The 15,762-nt window shown below is 62.0% G+C and carries 15 protein-coding genes; 6 read left to right on the forward strand and 9 right to left on the reverse strand.

The features are described 5' to 3' along the window. Positions 1-132 precede the first annotated feature (132 nt). The 3 genes from HX869_RS01590 to HX869_RS01600 form a co-directional block, all read right to left on the reverse strand. The gene (locus HX869_RS01590) at positions 133-561 is read right to left on the reverse strand and encodes a hypothetical protein (RefSeq protein ID WP_178902666.1); all 429 of its coding nucleotides are present in this window, start codon (positions 559-561) and stop codon (positions 133-135) included. Continuing rightward, entirely contained in the window at positions 524-1,153 is a 630-nt protein-coding gene (locus tag HX869_RS01595; protein ID WP_003216798.1) for a nucleotidyltransferase domain-containing protein, read from the reverse strand. Before HX869_RS01595 ends, HX869_RS01590 begins: the two co-directional genes overlap by 38 nt. 62 nt (positions 1,154-1,215) lie before the next feature. Next, complete coding sequence (locus HX869_RS01600) at positions 1,216-1,542, reverse strand: DUF6124 family protein (RefSeq protein WP_023659313.1); 327 nt, start codon at positions 1,540-1,542, stop codon at positions 1,216-1,218. Positions 1,543-2,029: 487 nt separating this feature from the next. On the opposite strand from HX869_RS01600, the gene HX869_RS01605 reads away from it, so the two are divergent. Together HX869_RS01605 and HX869_RS01610 are read left to right on the forward strand one after the other, a co-directional pair. Further along, complete coding sequence (locus HX869_RS01605; protein WP_087693244.1) at positions 2,030-2,308, forward strand: type II toxin-antitoxin system RelE/ParE family toxin; 279 nt, start codon at positions 2,030-2,032, stop codon at positions 2,306-2,308. Between the two features lie 14 nt (positions 2,309-2,322). After that, a complete protein-coding gene (locus HX869_RS01610) occupies positions 2,323-2,610 on the forward strand; it encodes a HigA family addiction module antitoxin (protein WP_087693245.1) in 288 nt (95 codons plus the stop codon). A gap of 9 nt (positions 2,611-2,619) precedes the next feature. Here HX869_RS01610 and HX869_RS01615 read toward each other — a convergent pair whose 3' ends face one another. The 6 genes from HX869_RS01615 to pilG all read right to left on the reverse strand — a co-directional run bounded on the left by HX869_RS01615 (position 2,620) and on the right by pilG (position 12,512). After that, positions 2,620-3,075 carry a chemotaxis protein CheW gene (locus tag HX869_RS01615; RefSeq protein ID WP_177041202.1) on the reverse strand — a complete coding sequence of 152 codons (456 nt, stop codon included), beginning with the start codon at positions 3,073-3,075 and terminating at the stop codon, positions 2,620-2,622. Beyond that, positions 3,068-8,908 carry an Hpt domain-containing protein gene (locus HX869_RS01620; protein ID WP_178902667.1) on the reverse strand — a complete coding sequence of 1,947 codons (5,841 nt, stop codon included), beginning with the start codon at positions 8,906-8,908 and terminating at the stop codon, positions 3,068-3,070. The genes HX869_RS01615 and HX869_RS01620 overlap by 8 nt, the downstream gene beginning before the upstream one ends. 198 nt (positions 8,909-9,106) lie before the next feature. Continuing rightward, entirely contained in the window at positions 9,107-11,158 is a 2,052-nt protein-coding gene (locus tag HX869_RS01625) for a methyl-accepting chemotaxis protein (RefSeq protein WP_008434142.1), read from the reverse strand. Continuing rightward, positions 11,155-11,679 carry a chemotaxis protein CheW gene (locus tag HX869_RS01630; RefSeq protein WP_003213731.1) on the reverse strand — a complete coding sequence of 175 codons (525 nt, stop codon included), beginning with the start codon at positions 11,677-11,679 and terminating at the stop codon, positions 11,155-11,157. Before HX869_RS01630 ends, HX869_RS01625 begins: the two co-directional genes overlap by 4 nt. Before the next feature lie 12 nt (positions 11,680-11,691). Continuing rightward, positions 11,692-12,057: a twitching motility response regulator PilH gene (gene pilH / locus HX869_RS01635; RefSeq protein WP_003213734.1), complete on the reverse strand. Its 366-nt coding sequence runs from the start codon at positions 12,055-12,057 to the stop codon at positions 11,692-11,694. Between the two features lie 47 nt (positions 12,058-12,104). Then, positions 12,105-12,512 (reverse strand): twitching motility response regulator PilG, encoded by a 408-nt coding sequence (gene pilG, locus HX869_RS01640; RefSeq protein ID WP_003213736.1) that lies wholly within the window; start codon positions 12,510-12,512, stop codon positions 12,105-12,107. A 239-nt stretch (positions 12,513-12,751) separates the two neighbouring features. On the opposite strand from pilG, the gene gshB reads away from it, so the two are divergent. The 4 genes from gshB (at position 12,752) to ruvX (ending at position 15,756) form a co-directional block, all read left to right on the forward strand. Then, the gene (gshB, locus tag HX869_RS01645) at positions 12,752-13,705 is read left to right on the forward strand and encodes a glutathione synthase (RefSeq protein ID WP_003213738.1); all 954 of its coding nucleotides are present in this window, start codon (positions 12,752-12,754) and stop codon (positions 13,703-13,705) included. 77 nt (positions 13,706-13,782) lie between these two features. Beyond that, positions 13,783-14,682: an energy transducer TonB gene (locus HX869_RS01650; protein WP_003213740.1), complete on the forward strand. Its 900-nt coding sequence runs from the start codon at positions 13,783-13,785 to the stop codon at positions 14,680-14,682. A 67-nt stretch (positions 14,683-14,749) separates the two neighbouring features. After that, the gene (locus tag HX869_RS01655) at positions 14,750-15,319 is read left to right on the forward strand and encodes a YqgE/AlgH family protein (protein WP_003213742.1); all 570 of its coding nucleotides are present in this window, start codon (positions 14,750-14,752) and stop codon (positions 15,317-15,319) included. Next, positions 15,319-15,756, forward strand: coding sequence for a Holliday junction resolvase RuvX (ruvX, locus tag HX869_RS01660; RefSeq protein WP_178902668.1), 438 nt, complete (start codon positions 15,319-15,321; stop codon positions 15,754-15,756). Before HX869_RS01655 ends, ruvX begins: the two co-directional genes overlap by 1 nt. Positions 15,757-15,762: the final 6 nt, after the last annotated feature.

Genomic DNA, 15,762 nt, shown 5'->3' on the forward strand with positions numbered 1-15,762 from the left:
TGACACACCGCATTCGCGAGCAAGCCCGCTCCCACATTTGCTCAGCGCTGTTCGGGAGAACGTGCGCAGAAGTCCCCAAATGGGAACGATCAGTCCCTTTTTGGGACCGATCTCGCTTTATCACCCAAGCCGCTATTTCTGGTTAGTCACCCACTGTTCGACCTCCTTCAATAGCGCTTGAGTATGCGCAATCAGTTGCTCCAACAACCCCTCATCCTCATCCATATACCCTTCATATTCCGCCAGGTTGCGGCGCTCGTGGCATAGCGCAAACAGTCTTACCTGAACCTTGTTGGCTGCGGTGGTATGAAGCAGGCATTGGAACACCAGATAGCGCTTGTCCGAGCGATAGCCGTGCAAGCGCAAGGCTGTGAGGGCGATTGCGTGGGCCGCGTTGTAAGCCAAATCAAAACGGCTGGCGAAAGATAATTGCGGGGTTTTGGCGTCCTTCAATCGATCACGGGCAGAGCGCATCAACCCATCACATTCCGTGCGATCCGGCGGCTCAGCCTTCAAGCCACCACTACGTCGCAGGTTCTCCAGGTTTGCCTTGCTGTCCATCCTTGGACTCCACGGGGTTTTCCCCAATCAGGTTGATCTTGTCCTGCTCCGCCACCCGCTGCACAAAACTATGACCGGCATTCCATTTGCCGATCCAGTCTTCGGGGGTATAGAGCGTCGGGTTGATGGTGCGGCCCAGTTGCTCTTCCAGCGGCATGAGCTGCTCCATGACTTCACTGTAGTTGAGGCTTTCGCCGATCAGCATCAGATCTATGTCACTGGATGAGTGCGCCTCGCCCTTGGCGATGGAACCGTAGATAAATGCCCACTTCAGTTGCGTGGCAAATGGAGCCAGTGCGTTGCGCAATGGCTCATCCAGGCTCAGGGTCTTGCGCACGATGGCCAACAGCTCCGAGTAAACGGGGCACTGCGGGTTGGCCTGGTAGTGGGTTTGGTTGCCCTGGCGCGTCACCGTCAGGATGCCTGCCAACTGCAAACGCTCCAGCTCGCGGGTCAGGCTGCCCTTGCCCACCTTTGCCCAGCGGGCGATTTCATTGGTGAAGAAGCTATGGTCGGGCTTGCCAAAGAGCAAACCCAAGACTTTCTGCTGAGTCACGGTGAATAGCGCAGTGCTAAGGGGCAGGGTTTGCATGGCAGCGACCGAAGAGTCCCAAAAAGGGAACGATAGGTCCCTTTTTGGGAACGATCAAGTTTTTAGGCTGCGCAAGAAGGAGCAACCTGCTCCAGTGCCTGATCAACCAGTAACTGCCCCAGCTCACTCATCTGCTGAATGGCCAGCACCACGCCGCGCTGGGAACCTTCCAATTCAAAGGCCAGGTTGGAAGTCAGGGCGTTGAGTGAGGCAAAGGTTTCAGAAGCGTTGGCCAGCAGGGCTTCGGTGGATTGAGAGGGGGTGACGGTAAAGAGTGAAGATGAAGCCGAAGTCGGAAAGTAATGATCCATCGCACGCTCGGCGGCGGCCTGGAGTTTGCGGTGTTCGATTTCAGCGTTGTGGGGCGGATTGGGGGTAGGTTTGAACATGATGAAACTCCTAAACAGATGAGTAAGGAGCGCCACCGTTCGCTTGCACGCGAATAAGGGTGGCGACCGTGCGCAGGTGTGCAAGACCGGGCCTGTTTAGGACACCCAGCAGGTCCGAAGACCTCCTGCGCGCAGCCGCCATAAAGCAGCGAGCACAAAAAACGCCCGTTGGATGGCTGGGCGTTTGTACGCCTAAACAGTTTCGTCGGACTTGCACGTCCGTGTCACCGTTTTTTGCGATGACGCACGAAGACTAGGCGCGATCGCAGGGCACAACAAGTTCATGCACAGCGCGAGAGGTTGCAGGAAAAATCCGACCGTAAAGCGCACGCCGATTGCTCCTACAAACTTTTCGGGTTGTTGCTCGGAACCCGTCTCTCTAGCCTTTTCGGTCCGAAGCATGTCACCGATTGGGCGTTATGAATCTGATATCCAAACCTGATACAAGGCCATTGCAGAGCGTGATGTATCACATCACAATCTCGCCATGATCGTTAGCTGGAAGCATAAAGGCCTCAGGGTCTTTTTTGAGACTGGTTCTACTAAAGGTATCAACGCAGACCATGCAAAACGCTTGCGTCGTGTGTTGCTGGTTCTGAATAGAGCCACACACCGTGATGAACTGGACATGCCCGGTTGGCGGTTTCACCGATTGAAAGGCGATCTGATCGACTACTGGTCCGTCAGTATCAGCGGTAACTGGCGCATTATTTTTCGGATGTTCAACGACCAGGTAGAACTGGTCGATTATTTGGACTATCACTGAGTAAAGGCATCGATATGGACATGCATAACCCTCCCCACCCTGGCGAAATCCTGCTTGAGGACGTGATCCCGGCCTTGGGCATCACCATTACTGAAATGGCACGGCGCCTTGGCTTCGCCAGAGAAACATTCTCTAGAATCCTCCACGGACACGCGCCAATCAGCCCGGATCTTGCGGTAAGGCTAGAACGGGCAGGTATCAGCAAAGCTCGGTTGTGGCTTTCGATGCAAAGTGCCTATGACCTGTGGCAGGCAGAGCATCGAGATCAACCGAAAATCGAACGGTTTGCACGGATTGACTGACGGTTACACTCAGGCCAATCCGGCCTCCACCAGCAACGCCTCCAACCCCATCAAATCCGGCACCTTCGCCACATGCTCCCCCACCTGCACCGCCGCCAACTCCAGCGGGCACAACGGCACGTCCACATAACTCAACTGGCTATCGAGCTTGTACGAACGCGGAATCCCCTGGATCACCAACGCAATAAACTTCAACGTCGGCCGTCCTCCGAGGGTGTTCAACACCACAATCCGCGCGCGCTCTCCCACCACGCCCGACTCGCCACACGCGGCCTCAAAGCTGATCAACGGTAACTGCCGATCCCGCCAGGTAACCTGCCGCAAATACCACGGCGGCGCATCACTGGCCGGTTCGCCGCGCTGGAAGTCGATCAGCTCGGCCACGGCGACGTTGGGCAACAACAGCTGACGGTCGGCCAATGGCAGCAGCAAGCCGGTGAGTTGAGTTGCGCGGTGATCAAGCACGGGACTTGCTCCAGTAAGCGATGCTTTCCAGCAGCACCGACTCTTGATAAGGCTTGCCGAGGTAGTCGTTGACGCCAATCGCCATCGCACGATCACGGTGTTTTTGCCCGGTGCGGGAGGTGATCATGATGATGGGCATGCGCATCAGCCGCGGGTCGTCACGCACCTGGATGGCCACTTCGAAGCCGTCCATGCGCGGCATTTCGATGTCGAGCAGCATCAGGTCCGGGGTGTGCTCTTCCAGCACGGCCATGGCGTCGATGCCGTCCTTGGCGGTGAGCACGTTCATGCCGTTGCGCTCCAGCAGGCGGCTGGTGACTTTGCGCACGGTGACCGAGTCGTCCACCACCAGCACCAGCAGCGGGCGCTTTTTCAGCGGGTCGTTGAGGATCAACGGAGCGTCCGCCGCCTGGGCCGGCAACGCCGGTGGCCGGGCGCGGATATGCGCCATCAGGTCGATGATCAGCACCACGCGGCCATCGCCAAGGATGGTTGCGCCAGACACGCCCTTCACCCCGGCAAACTGCGGCCCCAGGCCCTTGACCACGATCTCCCGGGTGCCGGCCATGGCGTCCACTTGCACCGCCACGCGCCGTTCGTTGCATTGCACCAGCAGCACCGGCAGCGGCTGGTACTGGCCCAGCAGGTTCGGCCGGCCGACGGTGTGCAGCAGGTCGCCGAGGTAGAACAGTTCGTAGCGTTGGCCGGCGTATTCGTAGCGCGGCGGGTCCTGCTGATAGTGCCCTTCCAGCTCATGGGGCATGACCCGCACCAGGCCTTCGATGGTGTTCAGCGGGATCGCGTATTGATCGTCGGCACACTGCACCATCATCGCCCGGTTGACCGACACAGTGAACGGCAGGCGAATGCGAAAGTGCACGCCCTCTCCCGGCGTCGAGTCGATGACCATCGAGCCGCCCAGCTGGCGCACTTCTTCATGCACCACGTCCATGCCCACGCCACGCCCGGAAATCTGGGTGATTTTTTCGGCAGTGGAAAACCCCGGTTGCAGGATGAACTGCAACACGTCGCGGTCACTGATTTCCAGGTTGGGATCGAGCAAGCCACGCTTGATCGCCTTGCGCCGCACGGCTTCAAGCGGCACGCCGGCGCCGTCGTCGCGCATGTCGAAAACGATGTCGCCGCCTTCGTGGGTCAGGTCCAGGGTGATGCGGCCTTTCTCGGGTTTACCGGCCAGCAATCGTGCATCGCGGGATTCCAGGCCGTGGTCGACGGCGTTGCGCAACATGTGTTCCAGCGGCGCGACCATGCGCTCCAGCACGTTGCGGTCCATCTCGCCTTCGGCATTGCCGACGATAAATTCCACGTCCTTGCCCAGCTCGCCCGCCACCTGCCGCACGATGCGTTTAAGCCGTGGCAGCATGCGTTCGAAAGGCACCATGCGCGTGCGCATCAGGCCTTCCTGCAACTCGGTGTTGATGCGCGCCTGTTGCTGCAGCAGGTTGTGGGCATCCTGGTTGCGGCGGTCGAGGGTTTCCTTGAGGTCGAGCAGGTCGGAAGCCGATTCGAACAGGGCCCGGGACAGTTGTTGCAACTGGGAATGGCGGTCCATTTCCAGCGGGTCGAATTCTTCGTAGCCCAGGCGTTCGGCCTCGGCCTGCTGGCGGCTGAGGATGCGGCCCTGGGTCTCGGTGTCGAGGCGGCGTAGTTGATCGCGCATACGCTCGATGGTGGTTTCCACCTCGTTGAGGGCAACGCTCGCATCGTTGACCTGCTGCTCGATACGCCCACGGAAGATCGAAGTTTCACCCGCCAGGTTGACCAGGTCATCCAGCAAGTCGGCAGAGATCTTCACCATGTCGGCGGCCGGATCGCTGGCCGGCACCGCCTCGGTTTTGGTTGCCGTCAACGCCAGCGGTGCGTCCGTCACTTCAGCCGGACGCACCAGGCTCTTGATGCGCTCGATCAGCAGGTCCACCGAGCCCACCGGCATTCCCGCCGCCACCGCATCGATCATCTGCGCCAGGCGGTCGTGGCAGCCTTGCAGCAAGGCGAACAGCTCCGCCGAGGGCGCCAGCAAACCTGCCGACAAGCCCTCATAGAGAAACTCCAGCTCATGGGCCAGGTCGCCAATCGGGCCGATCTCGACCATGCGAGCGCCGCCCTTGAGGGTGTGCAGGTCGCGCAGCAGTGTCTCGACTTCCTGGCGATTTTTCGGCTCGGCCTGCCAGCGCAACAGCGCGGCGCCGGAGCTGTCGAGGATGTCGGCGGCCTCTTCGAGAAAGATATCCAGCAGCTCGGGATCACTGCCCGGCGTCTCGACTTCGGCGGCCGCTGCGGGCGCCGCTTGTCCGGTGCCTTGGCGCAACTCACGCAAGTGGCTGATCAGGTCGGAGGAGTCGCTCAACGGTTGCTGGTGTTGCAGTTGCTCAAGCAACAGCGCCAGCCGCTCATGACTGGCCATCAACACATTGGCCAGCTCGCTGGAATAGCTGTAGCGACGGTCCACCAAACCTTCGTAAAGGTTTTCCAGCTCAAGGGCCAGGTCGCCCACCGCGCCGATTTCAGCCATGCGCGCGCCACCCTTGAGGGTGTGCAAATCCCGCTGCAACGATGACAGCGGCGCTGCGTTATCCGGGTCCAGCAGCCAACGCTTCAAGGACTGGCCGGCGCTGTCGAGGATGTCCACCGCTTCCTCAAGGAAGATCTCGACGATCTCGTCATCCACCGCAAAACCCTGATCGAGCTTCGCCGTAGCGGCGCCCAGCTCGGAGATGCTCAGCGCGCGGCTGCCATCGGTCTTGATCAAGCCGGTGGCGGACGGGTCGAGGCCTTCATCCAGCAGCTCGCGCAGGGCGCGTACCCGGGCCGGCGCCGCGCTGATTTCCTGGCCGGCGGCCAGTTGGTCGAGCATGTTGATCAGGGCTTCGTGGGCCTGTTCGGCCTCGTGGAAGAAGCGCTCGCTGACCGCCAGGCTGCTTTCTTCCACTGCGCCGTAGAGGTCGAGCAAGGCTTCGCACAATTCGTCCATCGGGTGCAGGTCGGCGAGGTGCGCGCCTTCGCCGAGGGTGGTCAGTTCGTCCAGCAGCGCGCTCAGTTCCTGGCGTTCGCCGGGGTGCTGTTGCCAGCGGCGCAGCAGGCTTTCGGCGTCCAGCAGGATGTCCATGCCCTGGGCCAGGAAGTTGGCGATCAACTGCGGGTCGCGCTTGATCCGCAGGCCGGTGTTGGGCGCATTCAGCAAGGCTTCAAGCTGGCTGTTCAGCAGGTTTTGCGTGCGCTGGATCAGCCCTGCTGCACCATTGATGGCCGCGTGAGGGTCACTGTCCAGCTGGCGCACGCCGCGCTGGAACAACGCTTCGGCCTCCAGCAGCAATTCGATTTCATCCAGGTCCAGCGGCAGGCGGTGGGCCTTGTATTCGCGGGTCAGGTGATCCAGCGGGCGCGCCAGTTCGGCGATGGGCAACACACCGGCCATATAGGCGCTGCCTTTGAGGGTGTGCAGTGCACGTTGCAGGTCATCACTGACTTGCAGCGGCAGGTGCTCGGTGGCCTGTTGCAGGAAGCGGTTGAGGCTGTCGAGGTGGCTCTGGGCTTCGTTGCGGAAGATTTCCAGCAACTGCGGGTCCAGGGCGGCCGGGTCTGTGGCCGACGGTTCGACACGGCTGGCCAGGGCGTGCGCCCGCGCCGCCAGTTCGTCTACGTCATCGCGCTGGCGCTGGGCATCGTCGGCAAAATCGGTGATCAGTTCCGGCAGCAATTCCAACACGTCATCCAGCACTGCTTGCACATCCGGGCCCGGCGCGACGCTGCGCTCCAGCACGCGGTTGAGCAGGTTTTCCACGGCCCAGGCCAGCTCTGCCAACACCAGGGCGCGCACCATGCGGCCACTGCCTTTCAAGGTGTGGAAGGCGCGGCGCATTTCGCTCAGGGTGGCCTTGTCTTCCAGGCTGGCGGTGCCGGCGGGCACATAGCGATGCAGCACATCGAGGACTTCGGCGGTTTCTTCGAGGAAGACTTCCCGCAGTTCATCATCGATGGCTTCTTCACCGGCGGGCGGCGGCAGCAGGCTGCCGGGACGCTGGAGTGCCGGCGGGTTGAGGCGCGAGGTGGGGCTGGCCAACGCATCGGCGAGGAACGGGGTTTGCTCCGTGGGCGTGTCACCCTGCTCAAGCAGTGCCTGGCGCCAGGGTTTTTCGGCCGGCAAATAGCCCAGCGCGGCCAGGCCTTCAGCGGCGACTTCCAGCACCCGTTCGCCCGGGGCGTCGTGGTCCTGGAGCATGCGTTCCAGGTAGTACTCGAGGCTGGTGAGCACATCGGCAAAATGCTCAAGCTGCGCCTCGGAAGGCGCGGCGTCGCCGACCATCTGTTGCTCGTTGACGTAGTCATTGCAGCCACGCATCAGGCTCGCCGCACGGGGCAGCGGAATCATCGCCAGCGCGCCGCGCACCTGGGTCAGCAACTCGGGCAGCGACTCCAGGCGCTGGCGGTCCCAATGGGCCTCGATGCAGTCGATCACCAGCTCTTTGGCCTGGGTCAGGCACTGGCAGGATTCGCGGATGACGAGGTGGTGGATCTGCGTCAGGTCGGTGGTAGGCAGGCGGCTTTCTTCGCGGCGCTCCGGCTCGACAGTGCCGACCATCCCGGCCAGCGTGGCCTCGACGTAGAGCAACGCACCGGCAACGTCCATCAATACCGCATCGTTGGGTTCGCGCTGCCCCTGGGCCAGGCCGAGTACCACCGCCAGTTGGTCGATGATCACTTTGCGCGGCTGGCCGAAGCCCAATACGGCGAGGGTATCGGCGATCTGCCGCAGCGGCGCCAGCAACGCCTCAAGGTCCGAGGCGTGCTGACGGTCGCTGCGTACGAACAGGTCCAGGCGTTCCTTGACCCGCACCAGCTCCTCGCACAACGCGCCGAGCACCGAGCCCATCGCGTCGCGGTCCGGGCCGGCCAGGCGGGCGCGTTCGGCGTCCACCACGGCGCTGTCGGGCAAAGCTTCATCGAGGCCATATCGTTCTTTCAAACTTTGCATCCGTGGAGTCGGTCGGGTGACTTTGGCGACGTAGAACAACAGGCTCTTGAGCAGCTCATCCGGGGCCGGGGTGTTGATGCCGTTGATGCCCTGGATCAGCAGGCGCTTGAGTTGCTTGTCGCAGGCCTTGAGCAAACTGCGCAACGCCGGGCTGTTGGCAACCACGCCAATGAGCATGCCTTCCACCAGCGCCGAGGTGACCTGCCACAACGGTAACAGCGGCGCACCATGGCACAGGGCTTCGAGGCGGGCGAAGACCCGAGCCATGTCTTCCAGGTTGCTGGGGCCGTGGTCTTCGCGCAGCAAACCGACCAGCGCCTGTTGCAGCATCTGCCGCCACTGGCGCAGCAGCTCGGGGAAATCCTCTGGCGTGCGCTGGGCCAGGGCGTCTTCGGGCAGCGGCGGGATCACCAGCAGTTGCGGGCTGAACAGGCTGGTTTCCGAGAGCAGGCTTTCGCCGCGCACGCTGCGCAGGTCGTTGAGCAGCGGCAGCACCACCAGGGGCAGGTCGCGCCGGGCGCTGTGTACGCGGTCGAGGTACAGCGGCAGTTGGCCAAGGCCCTGTTGCAGCAGGCGAATGCCTTCGTCGCGCTGGCTGACGCGCGCGCCTTGCAGGGCGAGGGCCAGTTGTTCCATTTCTTCAGCGAACAGGGCCGCGCCGTAGAACTCGACCATCAACAGGCTGCCATGCACCTGATGGATGCATTTTAGGCACTGGCCGATGGCCTCGCTGCTGCTTTCTTCAACATAGGCGTCCAGCGCCGAGCGGGCCTGTTTCAGGGTTTCGGCAATTTCGCCCTTGACCCATTCGAGGGCCACGTAGTCGTGCCGATCAACCATAACCGCTCCCGTCTGAATTCATGAGTTGCTGGTAGTGCTGGGTCATGCGTACACCGATCTCAAAACAAAGGAGATCAACTGTGGGAGCGGGCTTGCTCGCGAATGCGGTGGGTCAGACAAAGCGTCGGCGACTGACACACCGCATTCGCGAGCAAGCCCGCTCCCACATTTGCTTTTCGGTGTTTTCGAGGGTGCATTTCACTCATCCACCCGCTTCGCCGCCGGCAAGGTGAACCCCGACACCGACCGCCGCAACTGACTGGCCATTTTTGCCAGGTTGCCGATGCTCTCGGCAGTGGCCGTAGAGCCTGACGAAGTCTGAGTGGTGATCTGCTGGATCACGTTCATCGTCAGGGAAATCTGCCCCGCCGACGACGTCTGCTGCTGCGCCGCGTTGGAGATACTCTGGATCAGCGCCGCCAGGGTTTTCGACACGCCTTCGATCTCTTCCAGCGCCACCCCGGCGTCCTGGGCCAGCCGCGCACCGCGCACCACTTCGGTGGTGGTCTGCTCCATGGAAATCACGGCTTCGTTGGTATCCGTCTGGATCGCTCGCACCAGGGTTTCGATCTGTCGGGTCGCCGCCGAAGAGCGCTCAGCCAGGCGCTGCACTTCATCGGCCACCACCGCAAAACCACGCCCGGCATCACCGGCCATGCTCGCCTGGATCGCGGCGTTGAGCGCGAGGATGTTGGTCTGCTCGGCGATGTCATCGATCAGGCTGACGATGTCGCCAATTTCCTGGGACGATTCCCCCAGGCGCTTGATGCGCTTGGCGGTGTCCTGGATCTGTTCGCGGATGTTGTCCATGCCGTGGATGGTGTTGTGCACCACCTCGTTGCCCTTGTTGGCAATCTCTACCGAACGCTCGGCCACTGCCGACGATTCAGCGGCGTTGGCCGACACCTGGTCGATGGACTGGGCCATCTGGTTGATCGCCGTGGAGGCTTCGGCAATCTGCTGTGCCTGATGCTCCGACGCTTGGGCCAGGTGCATGGCGGTGGCCTGGGTGTCCTGCACCGCACCAGCCACCTGGCCGGCAGTGAGGTTGATGGTGGCCACCAGGTCGCGCAGTTGGTCCACGGAATAGTTGATGGAGTCGGCAATGGTGCCGGTGAAGTCTTCGGTGACCGAGGCGGTGACGGTCAGGTCGCCGTCGGCCAAGTCTTCAATCTCATCCAGCAGGCGCATGATCGCGTTCTGGTTGCGCTCGTTCTTCTCGGCGGTTTCCCGCAACTGGCGGTTGGTCTCGCGGACCATCACCAGGCCGATCAGGATGATCGAGGCCAGCGCCAGCAAGCCCAGCACGTAGCCGCCGATGGTGTCGAAAGTGCGCCCGTCCGCCAGGTTTTCAAAGCCGGTGGCCAGGTGCGAGGCTTCGTCCAGCAGGGTTTGCGACAGGTTGAAGATATTGCTCGCCGAGGCGCGCACCTGGAACAGCTGCGGCGAGGTCTCGAGGATTTCGTCCACGGAACCGGAGACGAATTCGAACAGCTCGGAAATCTCCGCCAACCGGGCGCGGGCGTCGTGGTCTTCAACCTGGGTGATGCGCAGCCCGGGATTGCCGTTGAGCATGCCACTGAGCACCACGCCGAAACGGTTGGCATCGCGGCCAAAGGCATCGGCGGCCTGCACGGCAGTCTCGTCCCCCGCCAGCACGGTGTTCACCGCCCCCAGGATGCGTTCGGCCAGCAATGACTGGCGCTGGGCCAACGCTACCTGGCTGGCCGGTGCGCCGCGTTGCAGCAGAATATCGACAACCTTTTCCGACTCCATCTGCAACTGCGGAACGGTTTCCGCCAGGGTCGCGGCCACTTGATGCAGCGACAGCACCGTTTGCTCGCTGGCCAGAATCGCATCGGCGTTTTTCAGCAGCGCTTCCCAGTCGGTCTGCACGGCGCGCATTTCTGCACGCACGGCGGTGGGTGCGGCAGGCAGGCCGGTGGCCGGGTCGCCTTTTTTCAGGTAACCCCAGCGCTGGGCAAAATCGTTGCGCGCATCCCCCAGCAGCTTGAACGCCGCCGCCTTGCCGGCGGCAGCCTCGGTGGCGTTCTTGGCGATGCGCTGGGACAGCACCCGCAGCTCGCCGGCGTGGCCGATGTACTGTTTGTCGTAGGTAGACTGGGTGTTGAGGTACGCGAAGTTGGCGAACAGCAGCATGATGAACACGATCAGCGCGATAAACAGCACGATGATCTGCGAGCGGCTGCGGGAGGCTTCCTGGGGTTTGACCGGGGTGACGGTACTCATGCGGCGACATCCATGAAACCTGGGGCCTGGGCCAGGGCGAAGGGGCTGAAGACCTGCCACAGCTGGTCGCCGTCGAACTGGCCCTGGATAAACGGCGCGCCGCCTGCGGTGCTCGTCGACAACGCGTCTTGTGCGAAATGCTGCATGCCCACCACCTCGTCCACCAACAGGCCGACAAACACGTCCTGATACTCCACCACCAGCACCCGCCGTTGTTTGCGCGCCACCGACAGCTCAAGGCCAAGGAAACCGCCCAGGTCCATCACCGGCAGCAAGCGCCCGCGCAGGTTGGCCACGCCCTTGATCCACGGCTTGACCCCGGGCATCAAGGTACAGCGCGGTTCGTGCAGCACTTCCGCCACCTCGCCCATGGGCGCCACGTACCAGTGTTCGCCCAGGCGAAACCCGATCCCGCTCCAGCTGAGCAGCCGGGTTTCCTGGGACGGCAGGTCGGCAGCCAGCAAGCGGCAGCGGCGGTCGATGTCCAGCAGCAGCTCGAAGGCGGTTTGCGACTCGGTCATGGGAACGTGCCGTCAGCCGGCCAGCACCTTGTTCAGGGTGGCGATCAGGGTTTCTTCGTCTACCGGCTTGGTCAGGTAATCCTTGGCGCCCTGGCGCTCGCCCCAGATCTTGTCGGTTTCCTGATCCTTGGTGGTGATGATGATCACCGGGATGTGGCTGGTCTCGGCATCTTTGGTCAACTGACGGGTGGCCTGGAAGCCATTGAGGCCCGGCATCACGATATCCATCAGCACCGCATCCGGCTTTTCCTGACGGGCCAGCGCAACGCCATCGCCGCCGTTCTGGGCCTTGAGGACGGTGTGACCGTGCTTTTCGAGCATTTCGGTCAGTTTGTACATTTCAGTCGGCGAATCGTCGACGATCAGAACACGTGCCATGGTTTTCCCCACTTATCTAGTAGACGCAAGCCCTCGTGGGGCCCCCGTCAGTGTGCTTGTTCTACTGCGGCGAAGCCCGGTACATAGGCCTTGATCGCGCTCAGCAGTTCTTCCTTGCTGAAAGGCTTGGTCAAAAACTGATCAGAGCCGACGATGCGCCCCTTGGCCTTGTCGAACAGACCATCCTTGGAGGACAGCATGATTACCGGGATCGACTTGAACGCCGGGTTGTTCTTCACCAGCGCGCAGGTCTGATAGCCATCCAGGCGCGGCATCATGATGTCGACAAAGATAATGTGTGGATGATGGTCAACAATCTTGGCCAGGGCATCGAAACCGTCGATGGCCGTGATGACGTCGCACCCTACGTTCTTCAACAGTGTTTCGGCCGTGCGGCGAATCGTTTTCGAATCGTCGATCACCATCACTTTCAAGGCGTTGGAATGCTGTTCCATATCTGCTCTACCATCGCCACAGCGAATAGGTTTTCGGTGTGTACTGCCTGATGTTGCACAGGACGAGCGCCAAAAGCCTCGGAATTCAAGGGCTGATGTGCCATGGCAGCCTTTTTAGCACAGTCTCAGAACGCAATCTATCGGCCGACCCGCATGGTGGTTTTTCCTTGACCCACAACAGCCGCAGCGCCACTCTGACGCCACTTTTATGCGCCCTTATTTGCTAGAGGAAATCCCCCATGAGCGTTCGCGTCGGCATTGTCATGGACCCTATCGCCAGCATTTCCTATAAAAAGGACAGCTCGCTGGCCATGCTGCTGGCCGCCCAGGCCCGCGGCTGGAGCCTGTTCTATATGGAGCAGCCGGACCTTTATCAGGGCGACGGTGAAGCGCGGGCGCGGATGCGTCCCCTGCAGGTGTTTGCCAACCCCGAGAAGTGGTTCGAGCTGCAAGACGAAATCGACAGCCCCCTGAGCGACCTCGACGTGATCCTGATGCGCAAGGATCCGCCGTTCGACATGGAGTTCGTCTACTCCACCTACCTGCTGGAGCAGGCCGAGCGCGCGGGCGTGCTGATCGTCAACAAGCCCCAGAGCCTGCGCGACTGCAATGAAAAGCTGTTCGCCACGCTGTTCCCGCAGTGCACGCCGCCGACCGTGGTCAGCCGCCGCGCCGATGTGCTGCGCGAATTCGCCGCCAAGCACGGCGATGTGATCCTCAAGCCGCTGGACGGCATGGGCGGTACCTCGATCTTCCGCCACCGCGCCGGCGACCCGAACCTGTCGGTGATCCTGGAGACCCTGACTGCGCTGGGCACCCAGCAGATCATGGGCCAGGCCTACATTCCGGCGATCAAGGACGGCGACAAGCGCATCCTGATGATCGACGGCGAGCCGGTGCCTTACTGCCTGGCGCGCATTCCGGCCGCCGGCGAGACCCGCGGCAACCTGGCCGCCGGTGGCCGGGGTGAAGCCCGCCCGCTGACGGACAAGGATCGCTGGATTGCAGCCCAAGTCGGCCCGACCCTGCGCGAAAAAGGCCTGCTGTTCGTAGGCCTGGACGTAATCGGCGAGAACCTCACCGAAATCAACGTCACCAGCCCGACCTGTATTCGCGAGATCGACAACGCATTTGGCACGAACATCGGCGAAATGCTGATGGCTGCGATTGCCGCCAAGCTACAAGCCAAGTGACATAGAACAGCCGGACACAAACCAACATTGCGTTATCATGCGCCACCTGTGAAACGCGCGATGTTGGTTTTCTTGTCATGACGCTCCCGTCCGATCTGCCCCCCGAACTCTCCCACAGCGGCGTGCGCCCGGCTGATCGGCTCGGATTTACCCTGTTTCTGGCGGCGTTGATTCACCTGGCGCTGATCCTCGGCCTGGGTTTCACCTTTGCCGAACCCAAGCAGATCACCAAGACCCTGGAAATCACCCTCGCCACGTTCAAAAGCGAAAAAAAGCCCGAAAAAGCCGACTTTCTCGCCCAGGACAACCAGCAAGGCAGCGGCACCCTCGACAAGAAGGCCGTGCCCAAGACCACTGAAGTCGCGCCATTCCAGGACAACAAGGTCAATAAGGTCACGCCACCGCCGGCGCCCAAGCCGGAGGTGAAACAGGCCGCACCCAAGGCGGCGGTCACCACCGTGGCGCCCAAGCCGCAAAAAGCTCCGACCCAGCGCGAAAAGGCCAAGACCGAACCCACGCCGGCCCCGCCGGCCCCGACTTTTGACAGCTCGCAACTCTCCAGTGAGATCTCCAGCCTGGAAGCCGAACTGGCCCACGAACAACAGCTGTACGCCAAGCGCCCGCGGATCTACCGCCTCAACGCCGCCTCCACCATGCGCGACAAAGGCGCCTGGTATAAGGATGAGTGGCGCAAGAAGGTCGAGCGCATCGGCAACCTGAACTACCCGGACGAAGCCCGTCGCCAGCAGATCTACGGCAATTTGCGACTGCTGGTGTCGATCAACCGCGACGGCACCTTGTACGAGGTGCAGGTGCTGGAGTCCTCCGGCCAACCGCTGCTGGACCAGGCGGCGCAACGCATCGTGCGGCTGGCGGCGCCTTTTGCGCCGTTTACCGGAGACCTGAACGACATCGACCGCCTGGAAATCATTCGCACCTGGCGCTTTGCCAAGGGTGATCGGCTGTCGAGCAATTGATGCTGACGGTGACTTCCTGCGCATCCTCAGCTTGTCAGTTCGCCCCTCCAACGCCACACTAGCGGACATGAAAAATGTCAGCCCGACCTACCTCAAGCACCAATTCCTGATCGCCATGCCCCATATGGCCGACCCGAACTTTGCGCAGACCTTGACCTACATCGTCGAGCACACCGCCAATGGTGCGATGGGGTTGGTGGTCAACCGCCCGCAAGACCTGAACCTGGCCGATATCCTCGAGCAACTGCGCCCGGACATCGACCCACCCGCCAGCTGCCAGCACGTACCGATCTACATCGGCGGGCCGGTGCAGACGGACCGGGGTTTTGTGCTGCACCCCACCGGGCCGAAATTCCAGGCGACCGTGGACCTTGAAGGGTTGTCCCTGTCCACGTCCCAGGACGTCCTGTTCGCGATTGCCGACGGCGTAGGGCCTGATCAAAGTGTGATCACCCTCGGCTACGCCGGCTGGGAAGCCGGGCAACTGGAGGCGGAGCTGGCGAGCAATGCCTGGCTGACCTGCCCGTTCGACGCCGACATCCTGTTCAACACCCCCAGCGAACTGCGCCTGGAAGCGGCCGCCGCCAAGCTGCGGATCAACCTCAGCCTGCTGACCAGCCAGGCGGGGCACGCCTGATGGCCTTGCGTCTGATCCTCGGTTTCGACTACGGCACCAAACAGATCGGCGTCGCCGTCGGCCAGGTGATTACCGGCCAGGCCCGCGAGCTGTGCACCCTGAAGGCCCAGAACGGCGTGCCGGACTGGAACCAGGTCGAAGCCCTGATCAAGGAGTGGAAGCCCGACGCCGTGGTGGTCGGCCTGCCGCTGAACATGGACGGCACCCCGAGCGAGATGTGCCTGCGGGCCGAAAAGTTCGCCCGCCGCCTGAACGGCCGCTACAACCTGCCCTCCTATACCCACGACGAACGCCTGACCACGTTCGAAGCCAAGGGCGAGCGCCGTGACCGTGGCGGGCAGAAAGGCAGTTACCGCGACAACCCGGTGGATGCCATCGCCGCGGCCCTGCTGTTGCAGGGCTGGCTGGATGAAAACACCGCTTTATTTGAATCCTGACTGACG

This window comes from Pseudomonas sp. P7779 (assembly GCF_013386315.1).
Lineage (GTDB): Bacteria > Pseudomonadota > Gammaproteobacteria > Pseudomonadales > Pseudomonadaceae > Aquipseudomonas.